Below are 20,859 nucleotides of genomic sequence, written 5' to 3'. Positions count from 1 at the left end.
TTTTTCCAACACATTGTACGTAAAGATAGAAGGTTAGATACCTTCTATCATGTACTCAATTGCGGCTTTAATTTCATCATCAGAGCACGAAGCACACGTACCACGAGGAGGCATAGCGTTAATACCGTTAAGGGCATTTTGCCATACGCCGTCTAGGCCTTTTTCGTCTAAGCGCGGCTGCCAATCAGCGGCTACGTGAACTTTAGGTGCACCAAGTACGCCAGAACTATGACACGCTACACAGGCAGAGTTATAAACATCTTCACCCGACTTAGCACCACCACCTGCAGCAGCAGGGCCAGCAGCTTCAGCGCCAGCTACGTGTATCTGACCAACCGGCTTAATACGGTTAGCAATATCGTCGTTACTCATTTCTTGTGCTTGCGCCGCAAACACCGTAAGTGCTGTAGCTGCAACAATAAACCAGGTTTTCAATTTCACATCTGTCTCCAGGCAATCATGAACTTTAATTAAAGTATAACTGGCCAGATTATAACGGTAATTCAAGCCCGAACAACTATTTGCTACCAATTACCTATAAAAAGTAAGGATAAAGTACCTTAAAAACCCATTAAAGTAAGAGAATTACACAAACCAGTTGATGCGAGCCCATGGCCTAAGTATCATTACGCCGCGCTTAAGCAGGAAGTTTAACCACACCACGTTCTTATTCCTTTAGAACAGGTTAAATTTTTATCACATTAAGCCATTTTCAATGCACCCGTAGCTCAGCTGGATAGAGCGTCGCCCTCCGGAGGCGAAGGTCACAGGTTCGAATCCTGTCGGGTGCGCCATTTTTAAAGGGTTTAAGCTAAATATCTTCTTGTGGGAATACCGTTTTAAAAATATGTAGGAAATGTGTAGCAGGTTCATCTTCATTAGCTAGCCAAATTAGGCAAATAAGTCCACAGAGAGCTAGGATAATTTTCAGGGATGAACCTAGTTTGTTTAGATAGTAAATTTCCTTAACCCGTATAGCATTGTTTCTTATTTTGTAATATTTAGTGAATAAGTGATATACAACTCCTGCGAGGATAGCAATGGCAAGTGGTACAACGTAGGCTTGCTTAATCTCATACTTTGTTGGGGCACTTTCAAATAGGAAATTTGATATGCCCCAGAGAAATATTAGAGAAAAGCCTAGCCATACTTTAGCTTTTGAGGCTATAAGCTCATATGCTGAATCAATATATTTAATACTTCCATCAAGTGCAGAAAAAGATTCTTTTACATTGTCTAGACGCTCTAGCTCAACTTGCGCCTTTTCTTCTGACAACATACCTAATGTTCGACAGGCTATTACTAATGATTTGCTATAAGCAATAATCCCAAGTGAGTTATTTGTTGGATGTGTGGAATTGTCAAACTTTGCGATTCGGCTTAATGTTGTGAGCTCGCGTTTGAGTTGGGTTAGTAATCTTAATGGTGCTTCTGAATCATTTGTAGTAATAGTCGTTAAAGAGTCTTGTTCATCAATGTGATGTTTATGACTGTGGGTAGAATACTTGATGTAGTAATAGACTTGACGAGCTATTACATACTTACTATCTGCATCAAGTGCAGAGCTTGAGTTCTCATAATCAAGGAAAATTAGTCCGTTAGGTTCTATTTTTATATCAAGTACTGCCTTCAAACAGTCCTCTTTCAGGCCACTGATATGCTCTCCCTCTTTTAGAAGAGCTTTGAGCTTAGTATATTGCTCATCAATGTTATCTTTGCAGATGTTGTGAGTTAAATTATGGAGAGGCATCTCCCGTTTTTCGTTTAAGTCGTCAGGCTCTGCATCTAACGGATAAATGAGTATTGTAGCGTGTAAAGCGCGTTCATCCATATCCGGAGATTCATTTACTTCGCCACAAGTAAAAAGCCTAAATTGTCCAATTGTATTGTTTTCGTTATCTAGCTTTGTATCTCGCCAATCCACCCAAGATTGAAGTATTATTCTTCGAACATGTGAGTCAGCGTGAGAGCCATTGGCTGATAAATTTTCGTCAATGACAGAAAGGTCTTTGTGTTCAGGAGTTGTAAAACCTCCTTTAATTCCGACTTTTGTTAAACCAAAGTCTAGATGACCATTTACGCATGGTATCCAACCGACGTAACGATAATCTTTATTTTCCTTCACTTTTTACTTCCATATAAACAAAAAAATCCTGCCATAGGCAGGACTTCTTAAAAAATAATTTTCTGTTAGGCCAGACGACTATACCATGCCGATGATTTTTTTTGGTCTTTGATTACGCCGGATTTATTATGGTTTAACTTCATCCCATGACATAAACCTGAGCCTGATGGCGTCACACCAACTTTTCTTAATTCATCTTCTCTTCGTTTCATTTTACTCTGAAGACGAATTATAGCCACTGAGTACACTAAGTATGCACAAATAGCCAAAGCTAAGGCATATAATAAGGTAGCCATTTTATTCTCCTTGGATTCCCATACGAGGGGCGCAGAATTGTACACATATGCAGCATTTCCGTCAACTACATACGATTTCTCTTTATCTAGATTCGTTTACATTGGGTATATTGTCAATAAAATAACTATTACTAATACGTGAAAATACGATGGGTGATCAGTTCTAATGCCACTAAGTAGCATCTAGTACATTTATTTACAGAACTCCAAGTAAAAGCATCTGAGCCGCGATGCGGCTCTAGTTCCACGGTTTTTTAATACACAACTAATGAATTCGACTAATCAGTTTTTCCCTAGCTTTACGCTTCGCAACGAAATCTAGATAATCTCATAAAATTAGGCTTGTTTAAGTTCTCCGGTTTTTGTGTCCGCTTTCCCTTTATAGAGCGGGTGTATGGGGACTCATCGCGCTTACAGAATACACCACCTATTAACGTTACAAATTCGGCTCACGAACTCTATCTACGTCGCCAGCGTATTTTTGCTTTGTAATAGGCAGCGACAAAGAAATAGGGCGTGCGCCTGCGCGCTTCATCCAACGTTCAGTATAAGAAAAATGGAGCCCACCGCTCTTATCTTTTAACAGTGTACCTACTTTGACCCCGTTAAGGCTTACCATCAGCTCCATATTACCACTCCTGATCCCAGCCACTATCAGTCTTTTGGCCGCTTTCATTTTCTTGCTTTGGCTTAAGCTCAATAGAGAGACCGAGTTCATGCGCAATTTTAAAGAGGGTATCAATACGGGAGGTACCGGCAGAATTTTCAATAGCCGAGATGGTTTTTTGCTTTAAACCAACATGCTGTGCCACATCGGTTTGCGTACGGTTTAGCGTATTTCGATGTAGCTTTATATAATCAGCCAGTTCTTTTGAGTTATTAAGCTTCATTATGCCTCTCCACTATTAATCCCTTTAAGGTATAACTTTAAACGTAACCCCTAAAAGGTATATTAAGTTCAATATACCCTTTGCGGTATAAGTGTCAAATTATACCTTGCAGGGTGTTATTTATTTTAAAGCATTGCCCGTGACGTAACCGTGACCAATGGTGTTAATCGTTGTAAATCAGCTAGTGCTCATGAAACTCTCAATCCCTTTATACACGCTGTGTAGACGCTTTCCGCCGGGGTAGACCGATTAAGCCCCTTTCGACGAGGCCTCCTTCCGGAGGCGAAGGTCACAGGTTCGAATCCTGTCGGGTGCGCCATTTCTTTCTAATGTATTAATTTTTCTTAGTCACAAGACTTTTCAAAGTAGTTATACTCCTTCTCACGACTTCATTTTTAAGTGCGCCAACTTGTCTTTTACTTCGCCTAACTCTATGCGTAGCCCCAGCTTTGCCCAGTCATTGCTATGTTTCAGCGTTATTGTAGCGTTAATAGCGGGTGGTTTATTTGGCTTAGGCATTAGCCTGCATGCATTAATTTTCTTGTGTTTGCTTTGGGCTGGTATTAATGCCTTTAGTTTGGGGTACAACTACCTGCAAATCCGTGAATTAATGACCAGTGCATTAACGCGGGCAATGCCGGCAATATTTATTTTTATCCTCATTGGAATGGTTATCGCCAGCTTTATGCAAAGCGGCACTATCTCAACCCTAATTTATTACGGCCTTAGTTGGCTAAACCCCAGTTTATTCTTGGCGGTAGGATTAATTCTGTGTGCGGTAATGTCGGTAGCCACCGGTACGTCGTGGGGCACGGTGGGTACTATGGGGGTGGTGCTAATGGGCATTGGCGAAGCCATGAATATACCGTTACCTATCATCGCTGGCATGGTAGTAGCTGGCGCTACGTTTGGCGATAAAATGTCTCCGGTTTCTGATACCACCAATCTCGCGTCGATGAGTGCGGGCACCACTATTTATCGGCATATGTATGCCATGCTGCTAACTACACTGCCTAGCTTTCTTCTAACATTCGTAATTTTTCTAGTTATAGGCTTTACCTACGCAAGCCAAAGTTTAAATGTTGAAGAGATATACAAAATTAAAGCAGCGCTTGCCAGCCTCTATAACCTTGCGCCTTACATTACCTTGTTACCGCTGGTGTTGCTAACGGTAATGAGCATTAAAAAAGTCCCAGCTGAAGTTGCCATGTCATGCAGTATTCTTCTTGCCGTCATCATTGCTATTTTCTACCAAGACACCAACACAATTAGCGTACTCAATGCACTTTGGGAAAACACCCCACAAAATACAGGTATCGCAAATTTAGATGCATTACTAGGACGGGGCGGCATCAGCAGTATGAGCTGGACGCTATTGCTCGCGTTAATGGCAATAGCATTGGGCGGTATATTGCACGGAGCAGGCTTTTTAGCGGCGTTATTGTCGGGCATTATTAAACGGGTAAAGCGCACCGAAACGTTAATTGCCGTCACCATCGCTTCAGGCTTTTTAGGGAACGTGGCAATGGGCGAAGCGTATATCTCTATTATTTTAAATTGCCAATTGTTTAAATCAAAATATCAGCAACAGAAGCTTGATCCTTCCATGCTTTCTCGGTCGGTGGAAGAAGGCGCTACCATGACCACGGGCCTTATTCCTTGGACAACGGCGGGGGCATTTTACTCTGCAACCCTAGGGGTTGAGGTTCTCGACTACGCGCCCTATGCATTTTTTAACTATCTAAATGGTGTTGTTGCGATAACCATGGCTGCATTGGGCGTAGGTTTATTGAAAGAAAAAAGAGCACAACACCACTGACATACCAATAAGCAGCCCGCCAGCTAAACCGGCTAGTGGTTCAAACGGGGTTGTTGTCTGGTTTTCCAACGCGCTCTTAACGTTTAACTTAGTTCGTTCTAATGCCCACAGGTTATTTAAGTATTAGTGTGCGTTGTAGGGGGAAACCATCATTCTTGGCCATTTTTTAAGAAGTACAAATCAGAAAACCCCATTTTTATAAATTCGGCATCTCTAAAGTTTCTTACGGTTTTTTTGTCTTTACTGATTGAGGCAAGTTGCTGTTCAGTTTGCAAAAACTGAGTAAGGTCTATTCCTTCAGCATCGGCCACGGCTTCATGCATATTTTGATAGCGGCTGTAAGAAAAGTTTATTTCTTTTGCCACACCATTAAATTTATAACGTACTTTATGGGCCATGTTCTACTCAGGTTGGTCGATAAAAATTCGAAAACGGTTTAACCGCCATTATAAACGCAATTAGCGGTGCATATTCAAAAAGCTTAGTAATAAAGCTATCGAGGTCAGGTGAACATTAAGCGTAAACTTGCAGTCAGTTACACCGACATACCTACAGCGTTAATCTGGTACACTGTTTCGTAAGATTGCCCGTTTAACGCTTCATTGCATAATGGCATCTATAAAAACAAAAAAAGGAACGTGTATGAGTAGTAACGCCCAAAATGCTTCTTCAAAAAAGGCCAGTACCGAACAGGAAAGCGCTTTTAGCGTTATCGACAAGCCAACGTTTTTTGGCTCTCTTATTCTTCTTCTATCGGTAACCATTCCTTTAATTATTTGGCCAGATCAAGGCGCACAATGGGTGGCGGCCGCAAAAGACTTCGTTACCAGTAAACTAGGCGTTTTGTACTTATTGCTTGGCGTTGGCGCGGGTGGATTCATGGTTTACATCATGTTTAGCGACATCGGCCAAATAAAACTGGGCGAGCCTGAAGAAAAACCCGAGTTCTCACCAGTATCATGGGCTGCCATGCTGTTTTGTGCAGGCATTGGGGCGTCTATTTTGTACTGGTCTATGATTGAGTGGGTGTATTACTACCAGGCACCTCCGTTTCATATACAAGGCGAAACCCCAGAAGCCGCCAAGTGGGCAGCTGCCTACGGCATATTCCACTGGGGGCCGCTAGCGTGGGCTATTTACCTTATTCCCGCCGTGCCTATTGCATACTTCTATTATGTGCGTAACCACAGCGTATTAAAAATATCTGAAGCGTTAATGCCGGTTATTGGCGAAAAGCTAGCCCACGGCTGGTTAGGTAAAATTATCGATATCAGCTTTATCTTCGGCATGTTAGGCGGTGGGGCCACCACGCTTGGTTTGGCTGCGCCCATGATTAACGAAGGGGTACATGAATTATTCGGAGTGCCCAAGTCACTGACCACCCAAATTATTGTGCTGATAACCTGTACCGCTATATTTGGTTACAGCGCGTATGTAGGGTTAAAAAAGGGCATTAAGCTGCTGTCAGACATTAACTTTTGGCTGGCCATTGGGTTGCTGCTGTTTATATTTATTGTAGGGCCAACCCTGTTTATGGCGAACACCGGCCTAGATGCCCTTGGCCGCGTACTTAGCAACATTGTGAAAATGGCCACATGGTTAGAGCCATTTGCTGAACTTAACGGCTTCCAGAATACCCACTTCCCCCAAGACTGGACCATATTCTACTGGGCTTGGTGGCTGGTATTTGCGCCTAGCGTAGGGCTTTTTATCGCGCGTATTTCAAGGGGCCGCACTATTCGTACTATGGTGGCGGGTTCCATGTTCTTTGGCACCATGGGCTGCTTTTTATTCTTCATGGTAATGGGGAATTACGGCTTGTATTTGCAGCTGTCGGGCGAGCTAGACGTAGTAACCATACTCAACCAGCAAAGCCCAACCGCGGCCATATTTGCCATGCTGCATACACTGCCATTGGACTACTTGGTTATCTTCGTATTTACCTTATTGGCGCTAATCTTCACAGCAACTACCTTCGACTCTATTTCATACATTCTAGCGGCGGTAGTACAAAAAGAAGTAGATGAAGAGCCGTTACGCTGGAACCGTTTGTTTTGGGCGTTTGCGTTATCGTTCATGCCCATTGTACTTATGTTTGTAGGCGGGTTAGAAACGCTGCAAACGGCATCGATAATAGGGGGCGTACCGCTATTAGCGGTGGCCCTATTGCTGTGCATTTCCATAGTACGAGCTGCAAACTACGACATGCGCTACCAGCTCGATTATTCCATAAAAGAAATCAATATAGGCGAATTCCCCGACGACGATCCATGGAGCGAAGAAGGCTCGTGGGATATTGAAGAAAGCGAGGTGGGCAATAAAAGCGAAGAGGATGTGCCAATTGCGGCAAAACCCAGACCTCGCAAACCCAAAAAACATATTGAAGGCGACCCGCACAGCAAGCCGTCGCGCCTGTAGTTTATAAGTGCGAATACGGTAAACAAAGCGCTGCCAATTGGCGGCGTTTTTTGCTTTTAAAACAGCGCAATTAACTTTTCCTATAAACTAGCTGTGTTACCGTTATTGGCATTAATAGCCCCGAAAGTTCCAAGCAAGTAGCACTATGTCAGTATCGAATTATCAAAAATTCTACGAACCATTAAACGCAGTACATTCGGCTGACTTTAACCGCTGTATTTACTGCGGCTGCGAAGCGGCGCGCCCCGACTTTATTCCGCCCATAAAATTTATTCACGACTGGCGAGACGTAAACTCAAGCGCCGATTTTATTTGTGTACCCTCATGCAACGAATGCTTCGACCTGCTAAAAAAAGAAAACAACGGCACGCTAGAACCCAGAATAGCAGTGTTAAAAAAGCTATTGGCAGCAAAATATAAAAAAGCCATTAGAGTGTTTAACCACTGGAGTATGGATGAAATTGAAGAAATGGATATCGCATTTCAAATAAGCCTTAAAGGCGGTGTGTATTTAGGTAAAGAAGCCCTTTCACGGCTTCACTTTGCTGGCTTCGACTATGAAATAAACGGCAGCACAACGCGGGTAGCAAAACCGCAGCGCGAGGTGTTTAAGGTGTTCGATGAAGAATTCGAGAGCTTTAGAGAAGCGCTAGCCTTTGCCAGCGATACCTACCAAATAAAGAAAAGCCGACTAAGCCAGCTTTATTTTGAAAATGATGAAAGCTTTGATAGGGCTATTGGGGGTTTTCATGGGTTGGTTGGGGGAAGCTATAGTTAGTGGAATACTATAGCTTGCTTGCTCATGCTCCAAAGGCCATAGAATCAAGTTTTATTCTGTATAACGACATTTAGGAAAGCTTGAACACCCTAAAAATCCGTTTCCTGAATTGGGACCTCGCTTTGCTACTCTTTGTACCAAAGCGCTTCTACATCGTGGGCAGAGAGCTTGTTTTTCATTGCTTAAAATTGGATTTGATTGGACATCTTGAATCAAAGCAGAAAGCTCATAGCCGTCCATAAGCGTCACCGGCTTATCTAAAGCGAAGCTATATGCATCCTGAGTAAACTTGCCTGAACAAATAATAATTATTTCATTAGCATTACTGGCAGTTAGTACTCCATACATTTCACGAATGATATTTACACCGACCTTTCGTGCTTTCCATTGCTTGCACTGAATGAATAGAAGCTTTCCATCCTTTCTAAGCTCTATGTCGATACCTCCGTCTGGACCAAATCCACCTTCTGTAACTTGATATCCCAACCTTCTATAAGCTTCCGCAACAAGCTCTTCAAAATTTTTCCAGTGAAGTTGTCGAATTGAATTTAAGTTGGTTTGCTGGTCTAGCATCTTAACTTTCCTGCGGGTATTAAAAAAAGCGAAAGGAGCTAAGAGTAAAAAGAAAAAACTGAAAATAGGCGCGGGGACGGCGACCGCATTTAAAATCATATTTAGGAATTGATTATTGGTTTCTATGGCAGGAATGATAACGCCCATGACAATGTAAACAGCTGCTGCTGTTACAACAGATACCCACCAAGGAGCTTGTAGCAATAAATCTGTGATAGAGTTGCTTTTTCTAGGCATATATAGACATCCTTGTTCTAAATTAATGCAGAATAAATTTAGCTAACTCAATATAAAGTATTTAAATTAAAATATACGTATCAAACCTATTCATTGATTTAATAGCTCCCAGGTCACATTCATTGGCTTTTCGCTTTCGTGTTTGACGTATTTAATTTCCCCGTAAAAGGTGAAGGGCGAAGCTCTTTTTCCTCTTAATTTATTCTCACGAATAAATAAGTAAACGCTACTATCTATTTTTTGATGCTCAATGATTTCACGTCCACGTTTGTTACTAGGCGAGGTACTATTCTGCGACTGCCAGTGAAAGTGTTTCTCGTCCATAAAGTAGTCGTGATATTGGTGATCTTCTGCCTTTCCTTGCTTATTTAGTGTAACTAGAAGAATTTGGGCGTTCTTCTCTTTTAAGACAACGTGGCCCGACTGCCAATTACCGGGGTTAAATTCTTCATTGAAAAGAGGCGGTATTTCCTCCCGCATAAACTCTTCACCTACAAATAGCTCGAGTGGGTCAACTTTCCCCTTTAGCCTAGCAAACGTCACCATATCTTCGCTTGCTGTTATATCTTCATAGTCTGGATTCGCTGCGCGTAAGGTGTAACTGCCGTCATTATTTTTCAGTACTTTTCTCAATAGGTACTGGTTATCACCTGCGGTATCTTGGCGCTCAATAGCAACGGTGGTGTTGCTTATGCCGCCTGCGTTGTTAGAGGTAATTTGTTCTAGTAACAAATAATCGCCGTCATAAATTGGTGTTTTACCACCATTCATTGAGTTGCCTGATGCGCGAGCGATGAAATGCTTGGTGGTATCCAGGCGACCAAAACCGCTCGGCATATTAACCATTTCAGAGGCTTCCGCGTCACCAGTTTTAAAATGACCGCAGGCTATTTTAATATCAGGGAAGAATGGTAACTGCTCCTTCTCAGGAAACCGCACTATATTATTGGTTGAAGGAATGTCGACAGACAGCCGCTTGTGCTTGTAGGCTGCCAACCGTTGCTCATTTACTTCTTTTGTCATCAAGCGGAATGTTTCAAGCTGACTGGCAGAAATGCTTTGATTAAAACTAAACTTATTTTGAGAGTTATTGAACCACACTATTTTTGATTCTGGTTCTTCCGTACACCAATACTTTATTGGGAAGTCACGCCAATGGCGTAACCATTCTGATTTACTAAGGCTTTGAATATCTCGTTTACTCTCTGGTAAATCTGTAAGCCAAACAGGGTTATCGAAATACCATTGGCTTGCCCATGCCGCCAAATCTTCAAATGCAATTTGTGTATGAAGAGATTGATGAGCAACTAGTGTGTCTAGCAATACTAGTTTGTATGACTTAGATACGCGGGTAACGGCAAGGTCTTTAAACCATTGAAGGTGTTCTTCAAGAACTTCAAGTTCGGCAGGTGTAAGGTCGCCTTTGTTATCAACAAACTCCCACCATGAGCCACGGTTTTTGCGAAGTTTATCCATATTTGCACCGGCGGTATAAAACTCGGTGTAGGAAGGCCGTCGGCCTAACGATGACTTTAGTTTTTCATATTGCGTATCAAGTTGATCTTCTGAGAGGCTTTCAAGAAAATCAATAAATGCTAGGTCAAAGTTAACGTAACACCCGTCGGGTAGTAAGGGGTTAGGGTTCTTGGCAATACTTACTATTTCATGTCTATTTAAAGGCTTATCTTTAATGCCAGCGAACAGCATTTCTGGGCGGTTTAAAAAGCTATGATGGTTACCAACAAAATCCAGAATAACTAATCTTTCTTTACCTTCGCTGCGTCGCAGGCCTCTTCCCATCTGTTGTAAAAATAGTATTTTTGATTCTGTAGGTCTAAGTAGCAATACAGTATCTATTTGCGGTAGATCTACGCCTTCATTAAACAGATCTACAGAAAAGAGTACTTTTATTTTGCCATCACTTAATCCCTCTAATGCTTCTGTACGTGTGAGTTCTGAATCGGAGTGAACGCTTGCCGCACTTACGCCGTTTTCATTAAAGTACTTGGCCATGTAATCAGCGTGTTGTCGAGACACACAGAATGCCAGCGATACCCTTTGAGCTTTTTCCTTCCATTCACTTAATGCATGTTTAGCCCTGCCTTTTGTGGCTAATTTATTTGAAAGCTTTTCTGGATCGAAGCGTCCGTTTCTCCAAGGCAAGTGCTCATAATCGACTTCTTTATCGTAAATAGCAAAATAGCTAAACGGGCTTAATACTTCACCGTTTACACCATCGAACAAGTCTTTTTGGTAAATTAGCTTGTTATCACACAACTTAAGAATGTCGCTACCATCTGTTCTATTTGGTGTGGCGGTTAGGCCCAACATGAAAGAGGGATTAAAATGCGCTAATAGTCTTTGATAGCCGTTGGCAGCAGCATGGTGAAATTCATCTACTACGATATAATCGAAGTCGTTTTTATCGAATTTATTTAAATGGCTTTCTCGTCCAATTGTCTGCACCGAAGCAAACAGCATATCGAACTCTTTGTCTTTTTGTTTACCGCTGTATCTGCCTACTTTTTTACTGGGGAGAATTTTTAAAAAGCTAGCTTCAGCCTGCAAAAGAATTTCTTCTCTATGCGCTATAAACAAGACCTTCTTAGCATTAAACTGCGCTGCATCGAACGCTGCTAAGTAGGTTTTCCCCATACCCGTAGCTAACACTACGAGGCCTTTTTTAAACCCAGAGTCACGAGCATTTTCTAAAGCTTCAAGCGCCTCTACTTGGTGGTCTTTTGGAGTGGGTATTTCGTGTTCGGTTTCAGAGGGAAGCGCAGAAGAAGAATACAACGGCGTTACTTTTCTAGCCGTGTTGTAACGAACTTCGTAGTCTTGAATCCAGTTATAGCTGAGTGACTTTACCTGTGGAAGCGTGAGTAGGTGGTTATATTCCTCTCGAATATTATCAATTCGAGCTTCTGCTTCACTGTCTTTGTTGTTCGGGTAATCAATACGGTAATTCCATTCTATACCGTCGGTTAAAGCCGTTTTACTGATGTTACTAGAACCGATGAATGCTGAAGCGGATACAACGCCTTGTTCGCTGTCGGTCACAAAAATGTACGATTTCAAATGAAAGCTAGTAGCTTGTCGGCTTTCGAATACTTGTATATTAGCGCCACGCTCTTTCAGCAACATAAGGAGTTTCAGAGCTTGGGGCTCTGTAATATTCATATAGTCAGACGTTAAAACCGTGAGCTCTACATTTCTTGTTGAAGAGCTCATCGCAGCTTCAATATCGTCGACGATAAGGTTTAAGCCAGAGTTGCGAATGAAGGAAACGGCAATTTCAATATTCGTCGCAGTTTTAAGTGCGTCTCGAATTTCATGCAGAAGGTGCTTTTCTTGCCTGCCAGTAATTAAATAGTTTTGTACTGTCATTTTTTAACTTCGGGCACAGTTTGGTTAACTTCCAAGTTAGCCAACAAATCGTAACGATCTGCGTTGCCACCATAATGCGGAGTAAATGCTTTCAAGACTAAAAATCCTTATTTATTCTGCATATACAATATCGTATTAGTTCGTACCCGACCAGTAGTACAGTTTCAGTAATTGAGGATTAGTACACAGCTCAAGCTTAGAAATTAACTACCAATCTCACCCACCAAGCCCAACCCGAATCAACAACACACCCATACCCCCAGCCACTACAGCGAACACGGCCAGTATTAGCGATGTGCTTTTTAGAATGTCGCCATCACGGTTTTGCAAACCAAGAATAGCGGTTACTGCCACTATGTTATTGATGCACACCATGTTGCCCATGGCGGCGCCTACACTTTGTAGTGCCAATATGGTGGTTAAGGGTAATGACAGTTGTTCGGCAATGGTGGTTTGAATACCAGCGAAGGTTAAATTAGAAATAGTGGCCGACCCTGAAAAGAATGAACCTAGTGCGCCTAATAGCGGCGCGAAGAAAGTCCAGTTTGCGCCGGTAATTTGTGCTAAATGATGACCTATTTGGGCTACTGCCGCGCTGTTTTGGCCAGAACTGTCGCCAAGCATCATCATGTTCACAAAGATAAGTGCACCTAGCATGGCGAAAAAAGGCGTGCGCATGCGGGCAAGAGTTTGTTGGCCTGCTATTTTTAACGTATTTGGTTCTGCTTGTTGGCGAAATAGCCACAAGGTTACGCTGCCGGTTACCGCAAAAGGAATGATAGACGGAATATATAAAACGCTATGTTTCCAGGTTACCGCGGTATTTAAAATGTCGGTTAAGCTGGCCACTAAACTTGTGCTTATGTGGAATGAGCCTAAAAAACCTAGGCTAATGTGTAATGCAGGTTCGGTGGCTTGTAAAAGCGCTTTTAACCCTAGTTCCGGCAGGCGAGTTAACACTAAAAGCAACACGGTGCCCCATAGCGGGAACGCGGCTTTTATTAGTGTTTTTAGTGGTACTGTATTCGCTGGGGCTTTTTCGGTGGCTGTTGGTCGATTAGCTGATGGTAGATTTACTGCCTCTATTCCTATTTTATATTTCGCTAGCAACAGGGTAATGATTAAGCCAATTAGCCCGCCCAGCAATGAAGGGAATTCCACACCAAAATAACTTAGCCCCAAGTAGGGCAGGGTGCATGCGCAGGTGGAAAGTAGAATAAAAAGCAGGTTCTTTTTAATATCGGCGGTATCGCTTACTACTAATCGCAATGCCAATATCACAATAATAGGTGCGGCTATGGTGTTAATAAGGGCTGCTTGCTGTGCTATTTCCCGCACGCTTTCTTGGGGAAGCTGCAACAGCGATAAGCCAAACCATACTGGCGTGCCCATGGCCCCAAAAGTAACGGGAATGGTATTTAGCACTAAACAGAACAGCGCCACTCGTAAGGCGGGAAAGCCAAGGCTGTAAAGTATGGGGGCGGCAATAGCGGCCGGTGTACCAAAACCACTGGCGCCTTCAATTAGAAACATAAACGCCCAGCCTACAATCATTAGCTGGGCTACGGGGTTTTCGCTTACGCCGTCTAGCGATTTACGTAAAATAGCTAAAGCGCCGGTAATTTCCATGCATTTAAAAAGGAATATCGCGCCGGCGATAATAGAAAGCGGGGTAAGTGCCAGTAATGCGCCACTTATTACATTGGCATTCACTAACCTTGCGTCTTGTTTGAATACCAACAGCACCACAATATAAGCGACCAAAGCGCTTAAAGGTAGGGCTTTGCTAGATGGCATAGGGTTCTTTTTTACCATTAAGGTAATTAGCAAAATAAGAGGTAGGTAAGAGAACGCTAAATTCATCATAGTGATAAGGCTTCGCTTAATGTAAGCATCTCTATACTCTGCTAGTTGCTTGTTAACTAGTCAAATTATTAGCGCATATGAGTTACAGCGCAACTTTACCTCAAGCAGGCTCTACGTTGCCGGAGTGGCGCACAGGTTAAACGGGCGGGGGCATTGATAGGCCCAAGTGCTACAATCATTGATGCACGCCGCGACCCCATGTCATGCGGGTTCAGCATCTTCAAGCAGTTGTTTGCGGAACGGCTGGAATTTTGTTACAACCTTGAAGATATTGGAAAGTACTACAATAATTACGTTGAGCTGATGGATCACTGGAACACAGTGCTACCAGGTAAAATTTTAAAGATGCAGTAATGGAAGCATTTTGAATCAGATTTAGGGCCATTAAGTACTTTGGTGTCAGCATTGACGTAGCCATTAATAGCCAAAGCTAGCTTATTTGCGGTACGGTACGACTTAGGTGTTATACTTTCGTATAATGCGATAGCCGTTGCAGTAACCCGAAAGGATGCATTGTGGTCAATAAAGTCTCCAAATCAGCACTCCTCATTTCTATATTCTGCGTATTATTTATTGCCATCGTGGCAGTATTAGCCAATATCTTGTGGATTGAAACTAAGCGGTTTAGTAACGACGCTATCAGCCAACAATTCGATGTACTGCATCAAAATTTTCAGAGTCAAATCAACCACGTTATATTGGATGCGCGTTCCATTGCTATTCAAGAAAGCAAAAGTACTTTAATTACCGATGCGCTAGTTGAACAGAATGCTAAGCGGTATCTTACTGAACACTGGTCAGCGCTTTTCGATGCCTACCCAAGTTTGCAGCAAATCCGTTATATTGCCCTTGATGGTAATGAACAACTACGGGCCGAAAAATCGTCCGGAAGCCTTATCTGGCGAGACACCCAAGACCTTCAAAACAAAGCAGATCGATATTATTTTATTGAAGCTGTTGAATCATCAAAAGACTATTACATATCGCCCTTAGATTTAAATAAAGAGCGGGGAGTAATAGAACTGCCTTATCGGCCTACTATTAGAAGTGTTGCTAAATATCGCGTTGATGGCGAAGTTTTGGGTTTAATCGTACTGAACTTTGATTTACGTGAAGTATTCTCTCGCTTAAAAGAGCTGCAAACCGAGAGTGCGCATTGGTTAATTAATCCAGATGGATTCTTTTTAGCTTCACCGAATAACGCAGCGTGGGGTTGGCTGCTCGATAGGCCCAAGAACCAAGTAAGTATGCAATTTCCTGGCTTTGAAAAACGCTTTTATGGTGGCGAAGATGACGTGCCAGATAGGAAATTTACCAGTCGATTTAAACACGGCATTATTCCTATTGGTAAAAGGAATACTGACGACACTGACATTGAAGATGCTTACTACTGGTTAGTCATGGAAAAGCCAACAGAGGTTATAGCGTATTTGGCGCGAACCAAGCATTTTATTGCTTTGGGCTTTGCGGTGGCGGCTTTGTTTTTAATAGGATTAGCGTATTTATTAATACGACTGCTTAATCAATTGAACTTGGAAAAAGAGCTTGCCATAAAAGCAAAGAATAAAGCCAACAGTGCCGAAAAATCTAAAGCCGATTTTCTCGCCAGAATGTCACATGAAATCAGAACGCCTATGAACGGTGTGTATGGGCTCCTGCAAATCACACTGGGTGAGCGTAACTATAAAAAAATCAACGATAATATAGAGCAAGCTATCACAAGCTTTTCTTTATTAAGCCGAATTATTGATGACGTGCTCGATTTTTCTAAAATTGAAGCCGGTAAGCTCGATATGGTTGAAGCCCCATTCCGTTTAGATAGTTTGCTTAATCAAGTGGGCAAGATGATGGGGCGTGCGGCTTACGGTAAACATATTGAGCTGTGGATTGATGTTGATCCTAAATGCCCACAACATGTTGTGGGTGATGCCGTTAGGCTTAATCAAGTTATCAGTAACTTAATTAGTAATGCCATCAAATTTACCTCTCGTGGGGAAGTGAATTTAAGCGTAGAATTACTAAACGAAAACGAAGATACCGTTCAGCTAGGGTTTGAGGTTCAAGATACGGGTATTGGCATGACTGAAAAGCAAGCCAACCAAGTATTTGGGGCGTTTACTCAGGCTAGCCGCGACACCAACTCTAAGTTCGGTGGTACAGGCCTAGGGCTAAGCATTGCCAAGCAGTTAGTGGAAATGATGCACGGTAAGATTGGTGTAGTAAGCCAGCAGGGTAAAGGCAGTAAATTCCATTTTAATGTGTTGCTTAAAAAAGCATCGGTAGCGCAAGCAGACAGCTTAAGTGAGCAAGATGTTATGTCTTATCAGGCCATAGTGCTTACGCAAAATGTAAATGTAGAAACCGGCATTCAGCGCCAATGTTCTGTACTTGGGTGGCCGTCCTATGTGGCAAAAAGTGTTGAAGACTTAACTACTCATAAAGCGTCGAATAGCCTACCTAGGGTCATTATCATTGATGAAGCAATCTTAACTGTTATCAGTAAAGAAGCACTGGAAAGTTGGCAACAAGAACAAAAAGAAATTACCCATTTGGTTGTGGTCTCGCACAACAGAGAGAGTCTTGATAAAAATAGCTTGGTGCTATACGACGACCTTTTATATAAGCCATTCACACCATCTACATTGTACGATACGGTTATTTCGTGCAGCCAATCTATCGATGAATTAGCTGAAAAGCCCGAGGTTGAAGATAACGAAAAACTCTTGGCTAAAACCTTAATCTTGGTAGTGGAAGACAACCCAATTAATCAACAAGTTGCGGGCGCTATGCTTAAAAGTGCAGGGGCTGTCGTAAAATTTGCCGAAAATGGACAAGAGTGTTTAGATCTTCTTCTGAGTGGGTTCAAACCTCACTTAATATTAATGGATATGCAAATGCCTATTATGGGTGGTGTAGAAGCAGCTGAGCACATTCGCGCAAATTCTACCTGGGATAATATCCCTATTTTAGCCATGACAGCTAACGCCATGGAAGCCGACAGAAAGCGTTGTATCGATGCAGGTATGCAAGGTCATATTGTTAAACCTGTGGTGAAACAGGATCTTATTACCCAAGTAAAATCGAGACTTCCCGATAGTTAGTATTTTTTTTCAGTGATGGCTGAAGGCGCTAAATTCTTTGGCCAACCAACTTGCCCTATTTATATTCTGAAGAAAGCAAAAATCTGATCAATTTTTATTAACAGGTAAATATTAGCATTATTGTAAATGCTAATAATTATCATTTGCGATCCTTCTCTACTTCCGTATAATCCTCTGCGACTAAAAACTAAACCAAAATCACTGTAGAGAACACAATGAAACTGACCACACTCTTTGCGCTTACCCCTGTAGCGCTCGCTTTCTCAATTAACGCTCAAGAAACTCAAACAGATACTGCAATTGTAGAAGAGTCGCAGGTTGAGAAAATTCACATTGTTGGTGTACGTCAAAACCGCGTAAGTCGCGGTGCGACTGGCTTAACAATGGAGCTAAGCGAAACACCTCAGTCAATTAGCCTTATCTCTGAAGCGCTAATGCAGTCGTTTGGTGCCTACAATGTTAACGATGCACTTAAACTTGCACCGGGTATTAACGTAGAAGAGTGGGAAACCAACCGTACAAACTACACAGCCCGTGGTTTTGAAATTAAAAACACGCAAATTGATGGCGTAGGATTACCTAACGACTGGGGAATTGTCACCGGTGCGCTTGAAGCCTACGGTTATGAAAAAATTGAAGTTATTCGTGGTGCCAATGGCCTGCTAACCGGTGTAGGTAATTCATCGGGTACATTAAACTATGTACGTAAACGCCCCACCAATGAAGAAGGTGGTGAAGTGACAGTGAGTGCAGGGTCGTTTGATTTTAAACGCTTGCAGGCGGATTACTCTACTTTGCTAACCGAAGATGGCCGTTGGGCTGCACGTTTTGTAGGTGCTATAGAAGATAAAGAATCTTACTTAGATGGCTTAGAGAACGATCGCACCTTTTTATATGGCGTAGTAGATGGGCAACTTACCGATAACGCCACCATTACGTTGGGCTACTCTTACCAAGATGCCAACACCGATGGAAACAATTGGGGCGGGTTAGTATTTAATTACACAGACGGTACACAAGCTGAGTGGGATGTGAGTGATACCACAGCGCAAGAATGGGCAATGTGGGACACAGAAAACACCAATGCCTTCGTTGAATTCGACTATATTTTCGATAACGACTGGCAAGTGAAAGTAAGCTACAACTATCGCGGCTACGAAGAACAAGATAAGTTGTTTTATGCTTACGGTACTATCGATAAAGACACGGGCTTAGGTTTAGTAGGCTGGCCCGGTCGTTATGATTCAGACATAGATTCAAACTTAGTAGAAGCGCGTACCTTTGGTACTTTCGAGCTCTTCGGCCGTCAACATGAAGTGAACGTTGGTGTAAGTCATGCCTCTAGTTCCGACACCATGTATCAATACGGTTTCGACTATGCTAATACGCCTGCCTATGGCGCAACGCCAGCGTTCCCCTATGCATTTGATGCCATTGCCGAACCAGACTGGTTTGACGCGGTGCTGTATTCTGATATTGAACAAGATCTTACCCGCTATTTTGGCTCTACCAAAATAAGCGTCACCAATGAATTGTTTGTTATTGCGGGCTTCAACGCAATTGATTTTGAGCGCAGTGGTAACAATGCGGGCACCACTATCGACAATGAAGAAAGTGAAGCTAGCCCGTATGTTGGGGCGACCTATGCGGTAACTGAAAACATCAATACTTATGTAAGCTATTCAGATGTGTATCAGCCTCAAGAGCAATACGACTTGTCGGGGCAATTTTTAGCACCCACTAAGGGCAAAAACTTCGAAGCAGGTGTGAAAGCGCAGTGGTTAGACGACGCACTATTAACGACCTTCGCATACTTCACAGCAGACCAAGAAAATCTTGCTGCTTTTGCGGGTATTAACCCAGAAAACCAGCAGTACTACTACGAAGGTGTTACGGTAGAGTCTGAAGGGTTTGAGGTGGAAGTGGTCGGTCAAATTACTGATGCATTGCGTGTTCAAGTATCGTATACCGCAATTGATGTGGAAGATGAAGCGGGCAATGATGCGAACCTATGGGCTCCACGTGATGTAGTGACTTTCCAATTGGGTTATGAACTACCAGCTGTACCAGCACTTACCGTTGGCTTAGGCGGCAGATGGCAATCTGAAATCAGCAACACCGATTACAACGTAGAGCAGGGCAGCTACTTCTTAGCAAATGCCTATGCAACCTACGCGGTAACCAACGACCTTACCTTGCGTGCAAACATCAACAATATTTTTGACGAAAAATACATTACTAGCCTACATACTATAGGCTTTTATGGTGCACCAGTGAATGGTTCTGTGAGCCTAACTTACGCATTCTAAAATGTAATAGAAAGAACACTAAAAAGCGCCTTCGGGCGCTTTTTTTATGTAGGTGTAACTTAGCGAAAACAGTAACATGGCAAACCTGTGGCTAGTTCAAAAGATGTCAGCGTGTTGTTGCACGGTATCGTTCAACCAATCTAAAAATACATTCACCCTGGCTAAGTGCCTTACATCGCGGTGAGTTGCCAGCCAAAAGGTACGGGTAATGTTTATTTTATCTTGCAGTACCGGTTGTAGTTCATGGGCATTCTTGGCAATAAAATGAGGCAGAATGCCTACGCCTGCTTTGTTTCGTAGCATTTGAAATTGCGCATTAATACTGGTGCTTTTAAGGGCGTGAAGCGGCGAAAGCAGCGATTCTTCAATGAAATTAAGCTGTGGCGCATAAATTAAATCGGGCACGTAACTTACTAGGTTAAATGGGCTTAGTTGCTCGATAGACGTTGGAGCGCCATGCGCTGCTACTAGATCTTCATGCATGTATAAATTTAAGCGGTAGTCGGTAAGTCTTTTAGTGTACAGCAAGCCTTTCGTGGGCTTTTCTAGCAAAATGGCAATATCGGCTTCCCGTTTATTGATATTTAAAAAGCCGCTGTTTGCCACTAACTCCACGCAAATAGCGGGGTAGCGCTGCTTAAACTCTGCCAATGCTGGAGCTAACACCCAAGAACCAAACCCTTCAGAAGCACTAACCCTTACCGTGCCGGAAAGCTCCTGACGCTCGTCGGTTAAGTCATTTTTTGCTTCTAAAATGTGCCTCTCTGCATGTTCTATGTAATTGACTAAGCGCTTACCGTGATCGGTAAGTAAATAGCCTTTATTGCTTAGCTCGAACAAATTGCAATTAAGGGCAGTCTCCAGTCTTTTTACACGCCTAATGAGCGTGGTGGCATCAAGGTGTAAGTTTCTGGCAGCAATGCTAATTTTTCCATTTCTGGCGAGGCCAAGAAACAGTCTTAAGTCATCCCAGTTCACGTGATTACCTTTTTAACTTGCTGCAAAAATGCAGCACTGTGCTGTAACTATATTGACTTGCAGTTTTTAACGCAAGGTTTCA

Annotated in this window: 15 protein-coding genes, 1 tRNA gene and 1 pseudogene; 7 read left to right on the top strand and 10 right to left on the bottom strand. The window is 42.6% G+C overall.

The features are described from left to right. Window positions 1–33: 33 nt before the first annotated feature. Window positions 34–441, bottom strand: coding sequence for a c-type cytochrome (locus tag AMBT_RS18255; RefSeq protein ID WP_013786129.1), 408 nt, complete (start codon window positions 439–441; stop codon window positions 34–36). Window positions 442–717: 276 nt separating this feature from the next. Here AMBT_RS18255 and AMBT_RS18250 point away from each other — a divergent pair. Continuing rightward, window positions 718–794, top strand: a tRNA-Arg gene (locus tag AMBT_RS18250). 17 nt (window positions 795–811) lie between these two features. Here the strand turns inward: AMBT_RS18250 and AMBT_RS18245 are convergent. The 4 genes from AMBT_RS18245 to AMBT_RS18230 all read right to left on the bottom strand — a co-directional run bounded on the left by AMBT_RS18245 (window position 812) and on the right by AMBT_RS18230 (window position 3,311). Further along, window positions 812–2,125: a hypothetical protein gene (locus tag AMBT_RS18245; RefSeq protein ID WP_013786128.1), complete on the bottom strand. Its 1,314-nt coding sequence runs from the start codon at window positions 2,123–2,125 to the stop codon at window positions 812–814. A 65-nt stretch (window positions 2,126–2,190) separates the two neighbouring features. Further along, window positions 2,191–2,421 carry a hypothetical protein gene (locus AMBT_RS18240; protein WP_013786127.1) on the bottom strand — a complete coding sequence of 77 codons (231 nt, stop codon included), beginning with the start codon at window positions 2,419–2,421 and terminating at the stop codon, window positions 2,191–2,193. Between the two features lie 436 nt (window positions 2,422–2,857). Beyond that, a complete protein-coding gene (locus AMBT_RS18235; RefSeq protein WP_013786126.1) occupies window positions 2,858–3,049 on the bottom strand; it encodes a HipA N-terminal domain-containing protein in 192 nt (63 codons plus the stop codon). Between the two features lies 1 nt (window position 3,050). Beyond that, on the bottom strand, window positions 3,051–3,311 hold the full coding sequence (locus AMBT_RS18230) for a helix-turn-helix domain-containing protein (RefSeq protein WP_013786125.1): 261 nt from the start codon (window positions 3,309–3,311) through the stop codon (window positions 3,051–3,053). A 433-nt stretch (window positions 3,312–3,744) separates the two neighbouring features. Between AMBT_RS18230 and nhaC the strand changes: the two genes are divergently transcribed. Next, a complete protein-coding gene (gene nhaC / locus AMBT_RS18225) occupies window positions 3,745–5,130 on the top strand; it encodes a Na+/H+ antiporter NhaC (RefSeq protein ID WP_041452615.1) in 1,386 nt (461 codons plus the stop codon). A gap of 149 nt (window positions 5,131–5,279) precedes the next feature. On the opposite strand, the gene AMBT_RS18220 is transcribed toward nhaC, so the two are convergent. Beyond that, window positions 5,280–5,528, bottom strand: a complete 249-nt coding sequence (locus AMBT_RS18220; RefSeq protein WP_013786123.1) for a DUF2960 family protein — start codon at window positions 5,526–5,528, stop codon at window positions 5,280–5,282. Window positions 5,529–5,772: 244 nt separating this feature from the next. Here AMBT_RS18220 and AMBT_RS18215 point away from each other — a divergent pair, with 244 nt between their 5' ends. Together AMBT_RS18215 and AMBT_RS18210 are read left to right on the top strand one after the other, a co-directional pair. Then, on the top strand, window positions 5,773–7,548 hold the full coding sequence (locus tag AMBT_RS18215; protein ID WP_013786122.1) for a BCCT family transporter: 1,776 nt from the start codon (window positions 5,773–5,775) through the stop codon (window positions 7,546–7,548). Between the two features lie 145 nt (window positions 7,549–7,693). Continuing rightward, window positions 7,694–8,326, top strand: a complete 633-nt coding sequence (locus AMBT_RS18210; RefSeq protein WP_013786121.1) for a hypothetical protein — start codon at window positions 7,694–7,696, stop codon at window positions 8,324–8,326. A 51-nt stretch (window positions 8,327–8,377) separates the two neighbouring features. Here the strand turns inward: AMBT_RS18210 and AMBT_RS18205 are convergent, their stop codons facing one another. From AMBT_RS18205 to AMBT_RS18195, 3 genes are all read right to left on the bottom strand, one after another. Further along, the gene (locus AMBT_RS18205) at window positions 8,378–9,136 is read right to left on the bottom strand and encodes a restriction endonuclease (protein ID WP_013786120.1); all 759 of its coding nucleotides are present in this window, start codon (window positions 9,134–9,136) and stop codon (window positions 8,378–8,380) included. Window positions 9,137–9,226: 90 nt separating this feature from the next. Continuing rightward, window positions 9,227–12,523: a DUF3427 domain-containing protein gene (locus AMBT_RS18200; RefSeq protein ID WP_013786119.1), complete on the bottom strand. Its 3,297-nt coding sequence runs from the start codon at window positions 12,521–12,523 to the stop codon at window positions 9,227–9,229. A gap of 216 nt (window positions 12,524–12,739) precedes the next feature. Continuing rightward, a complete protein-coding gene (locus AMBT_RS18195; protein WP_013786117.1) occupies window positions 12,740–14,389 on the bottom strand; it encodes an L-lactate permease in 1,650 nt (549 codons plus the stop codon). Between the two features lie 153 nt (window positions 14,390–14,542). Here AMBT_RS18195 and AMBT_RS23135 point away from each other — a divergent pair. From AMBT_RS23135 to AMBT_RS18185, 3 genes and pseudogenes are all read left to right on the top strand, one after another. Beyond that, window positions 14,543–14,740: pseudogene (locus tag AMBT_RS23135) on the top strand (sulfotransferase); the annotation flags it as partial. Between the two features lie 164 nt (window positions 14,741–14,904). Then, window positions 14,905–17,490: a hybrid sensor histidine kinase/response regulator gene (locus tag AMBT_RS18190; RefSeq protein ID WP_013786116.1), complete on the top strand. Its 2,586-nt coding sequence runs from the start codon at window positions 14,905–14,907 to the stop codon at window positions 17,488–17,490. Window positions 17,491–17,705: 215 nt separating this feature from the next. Further along, entirely contained in the window at window positions 17,706–19,799 is a 2,094-nt protein-coding gene (locus AMBT_RS18185; protein WP_013786115.1) for a TonB-dependent siderophore receptor, read from the top strand. A gap of 96 nt (window positions 19,800–19,895) precedes the next feature. On the opposite strand, the gene AMBT_RS18180 is transcribed toward AMBT_RS18185, so the two are convergent. Continuing rightward, a complete protein-coding gene (locus tag AMBT_RS18180; RefSeq protein ID WP_013786114.1) occupies window positions 19,896–20,777 on the bottom strand; it encodes a LysR family transcriptional regulator in 882 nt (293 codons plus the stop codon). Window positions 20,778–20,859 lie beyond the last annotated feature (82 nt).

Source organism: Alteromonas naphthalenivorans (assembly GCF_000213655.1).
In the GTDB taxonomy this organism is placed as follows: Bacteria; Pseudomonadota; Gammaproteobacteria; order Enterobacterales; family Alteromonadaceae; genus Alteromonas; species Alteromonas naphthalenivorans.
This window is presented reverse-complemented; position numbering and strand designations above follow the sequence as displayed.

What these genes read in the sequence shown, in the direction of transcription:
- AMBT_RS18240 (WP_013786127.1), bottom strand. Translation starts at nt 2,421, where the DNA reads ATGGCTACCTTATTATATGCCTTAGCTTTGGCTATTTGTGCATACTTA.
- AMBT_RS18185 (WP_013786115.1), top strand. Translation starts at nt 17,706, where the DNA reads ATGAAACTGACCACACTCTTTGCGCTTACCCCTGTAGCGCTCGCTTTC.
- AMBT_RS18230 (WP_013786125.1), bottom strand. Translation starts at nt 3,311, where the DNA reads ATGAAGCTTAATAACTCAAAAGAACTGGCTGATTATATAAAGCTACAT.
- AMBT_RS18195 (WP_013786117.1), bottom strand. Translation starts at nt 14,389, where the DNA reads ATGATGAATTTAGCGTTCTCTTACCTACCTCTTATTTTGCTAATTACC.
- AMBT_RS18210 (WP_013786121.1), top strand. Translation starts at nt 7,694, where the DNA reads ATGTCAGTATCGAATTATCAAAAATTCTACGAACCATTAAACGCAGTA.
- AMBT_RS18200 (WP_013786119.1), bottom strand. Translation starts at nt 12,523, where the DNA reads ATGACAGTACAAAACTATTTAATTACTGGCAGGCAAGAAAAGCACCTT.
- AMBT_RS18215 (WP_013786122.1), top strand. Translation starts at nt 5,773, where the DNA reads ATGAGTAGTAACGCCCAAAATGCTTCTTCAAAAAAGGCCAGTACCGAA.
- AMBT_RS18205 (WP_013786120.1), bottom strand. Translation starts at nt 9,136, where the DNA reads ATGCCTAGAAAAAGCAACTCTATCACAGATTTATTGCTACAAGCTCCT.
- AMBT_RS18220 (WP_013786123.1), bottom strand. Translation starts at nt 5,528, where the DNA reads ATGGCCCATAAAGTACGTTATAAATTTAATGGTGTGGCAAAAGAAATA.
- AMBT_RS18235 (WP_013786126.1), bottom strand. Translation starts at nt 3,049, where the DNA reads ATGGAGCTGATGGTAAGCCTTAACGGGGTCAAAGTAGGTACACTGTTA.
- nhaC (WP_041452615.1), top strand. Translation starts at nt 3,745, where the DNA reads ATGCGTAGCCCCAGCTTTGCCCAGTCATTGCTATGTTTCAGCGTTATT.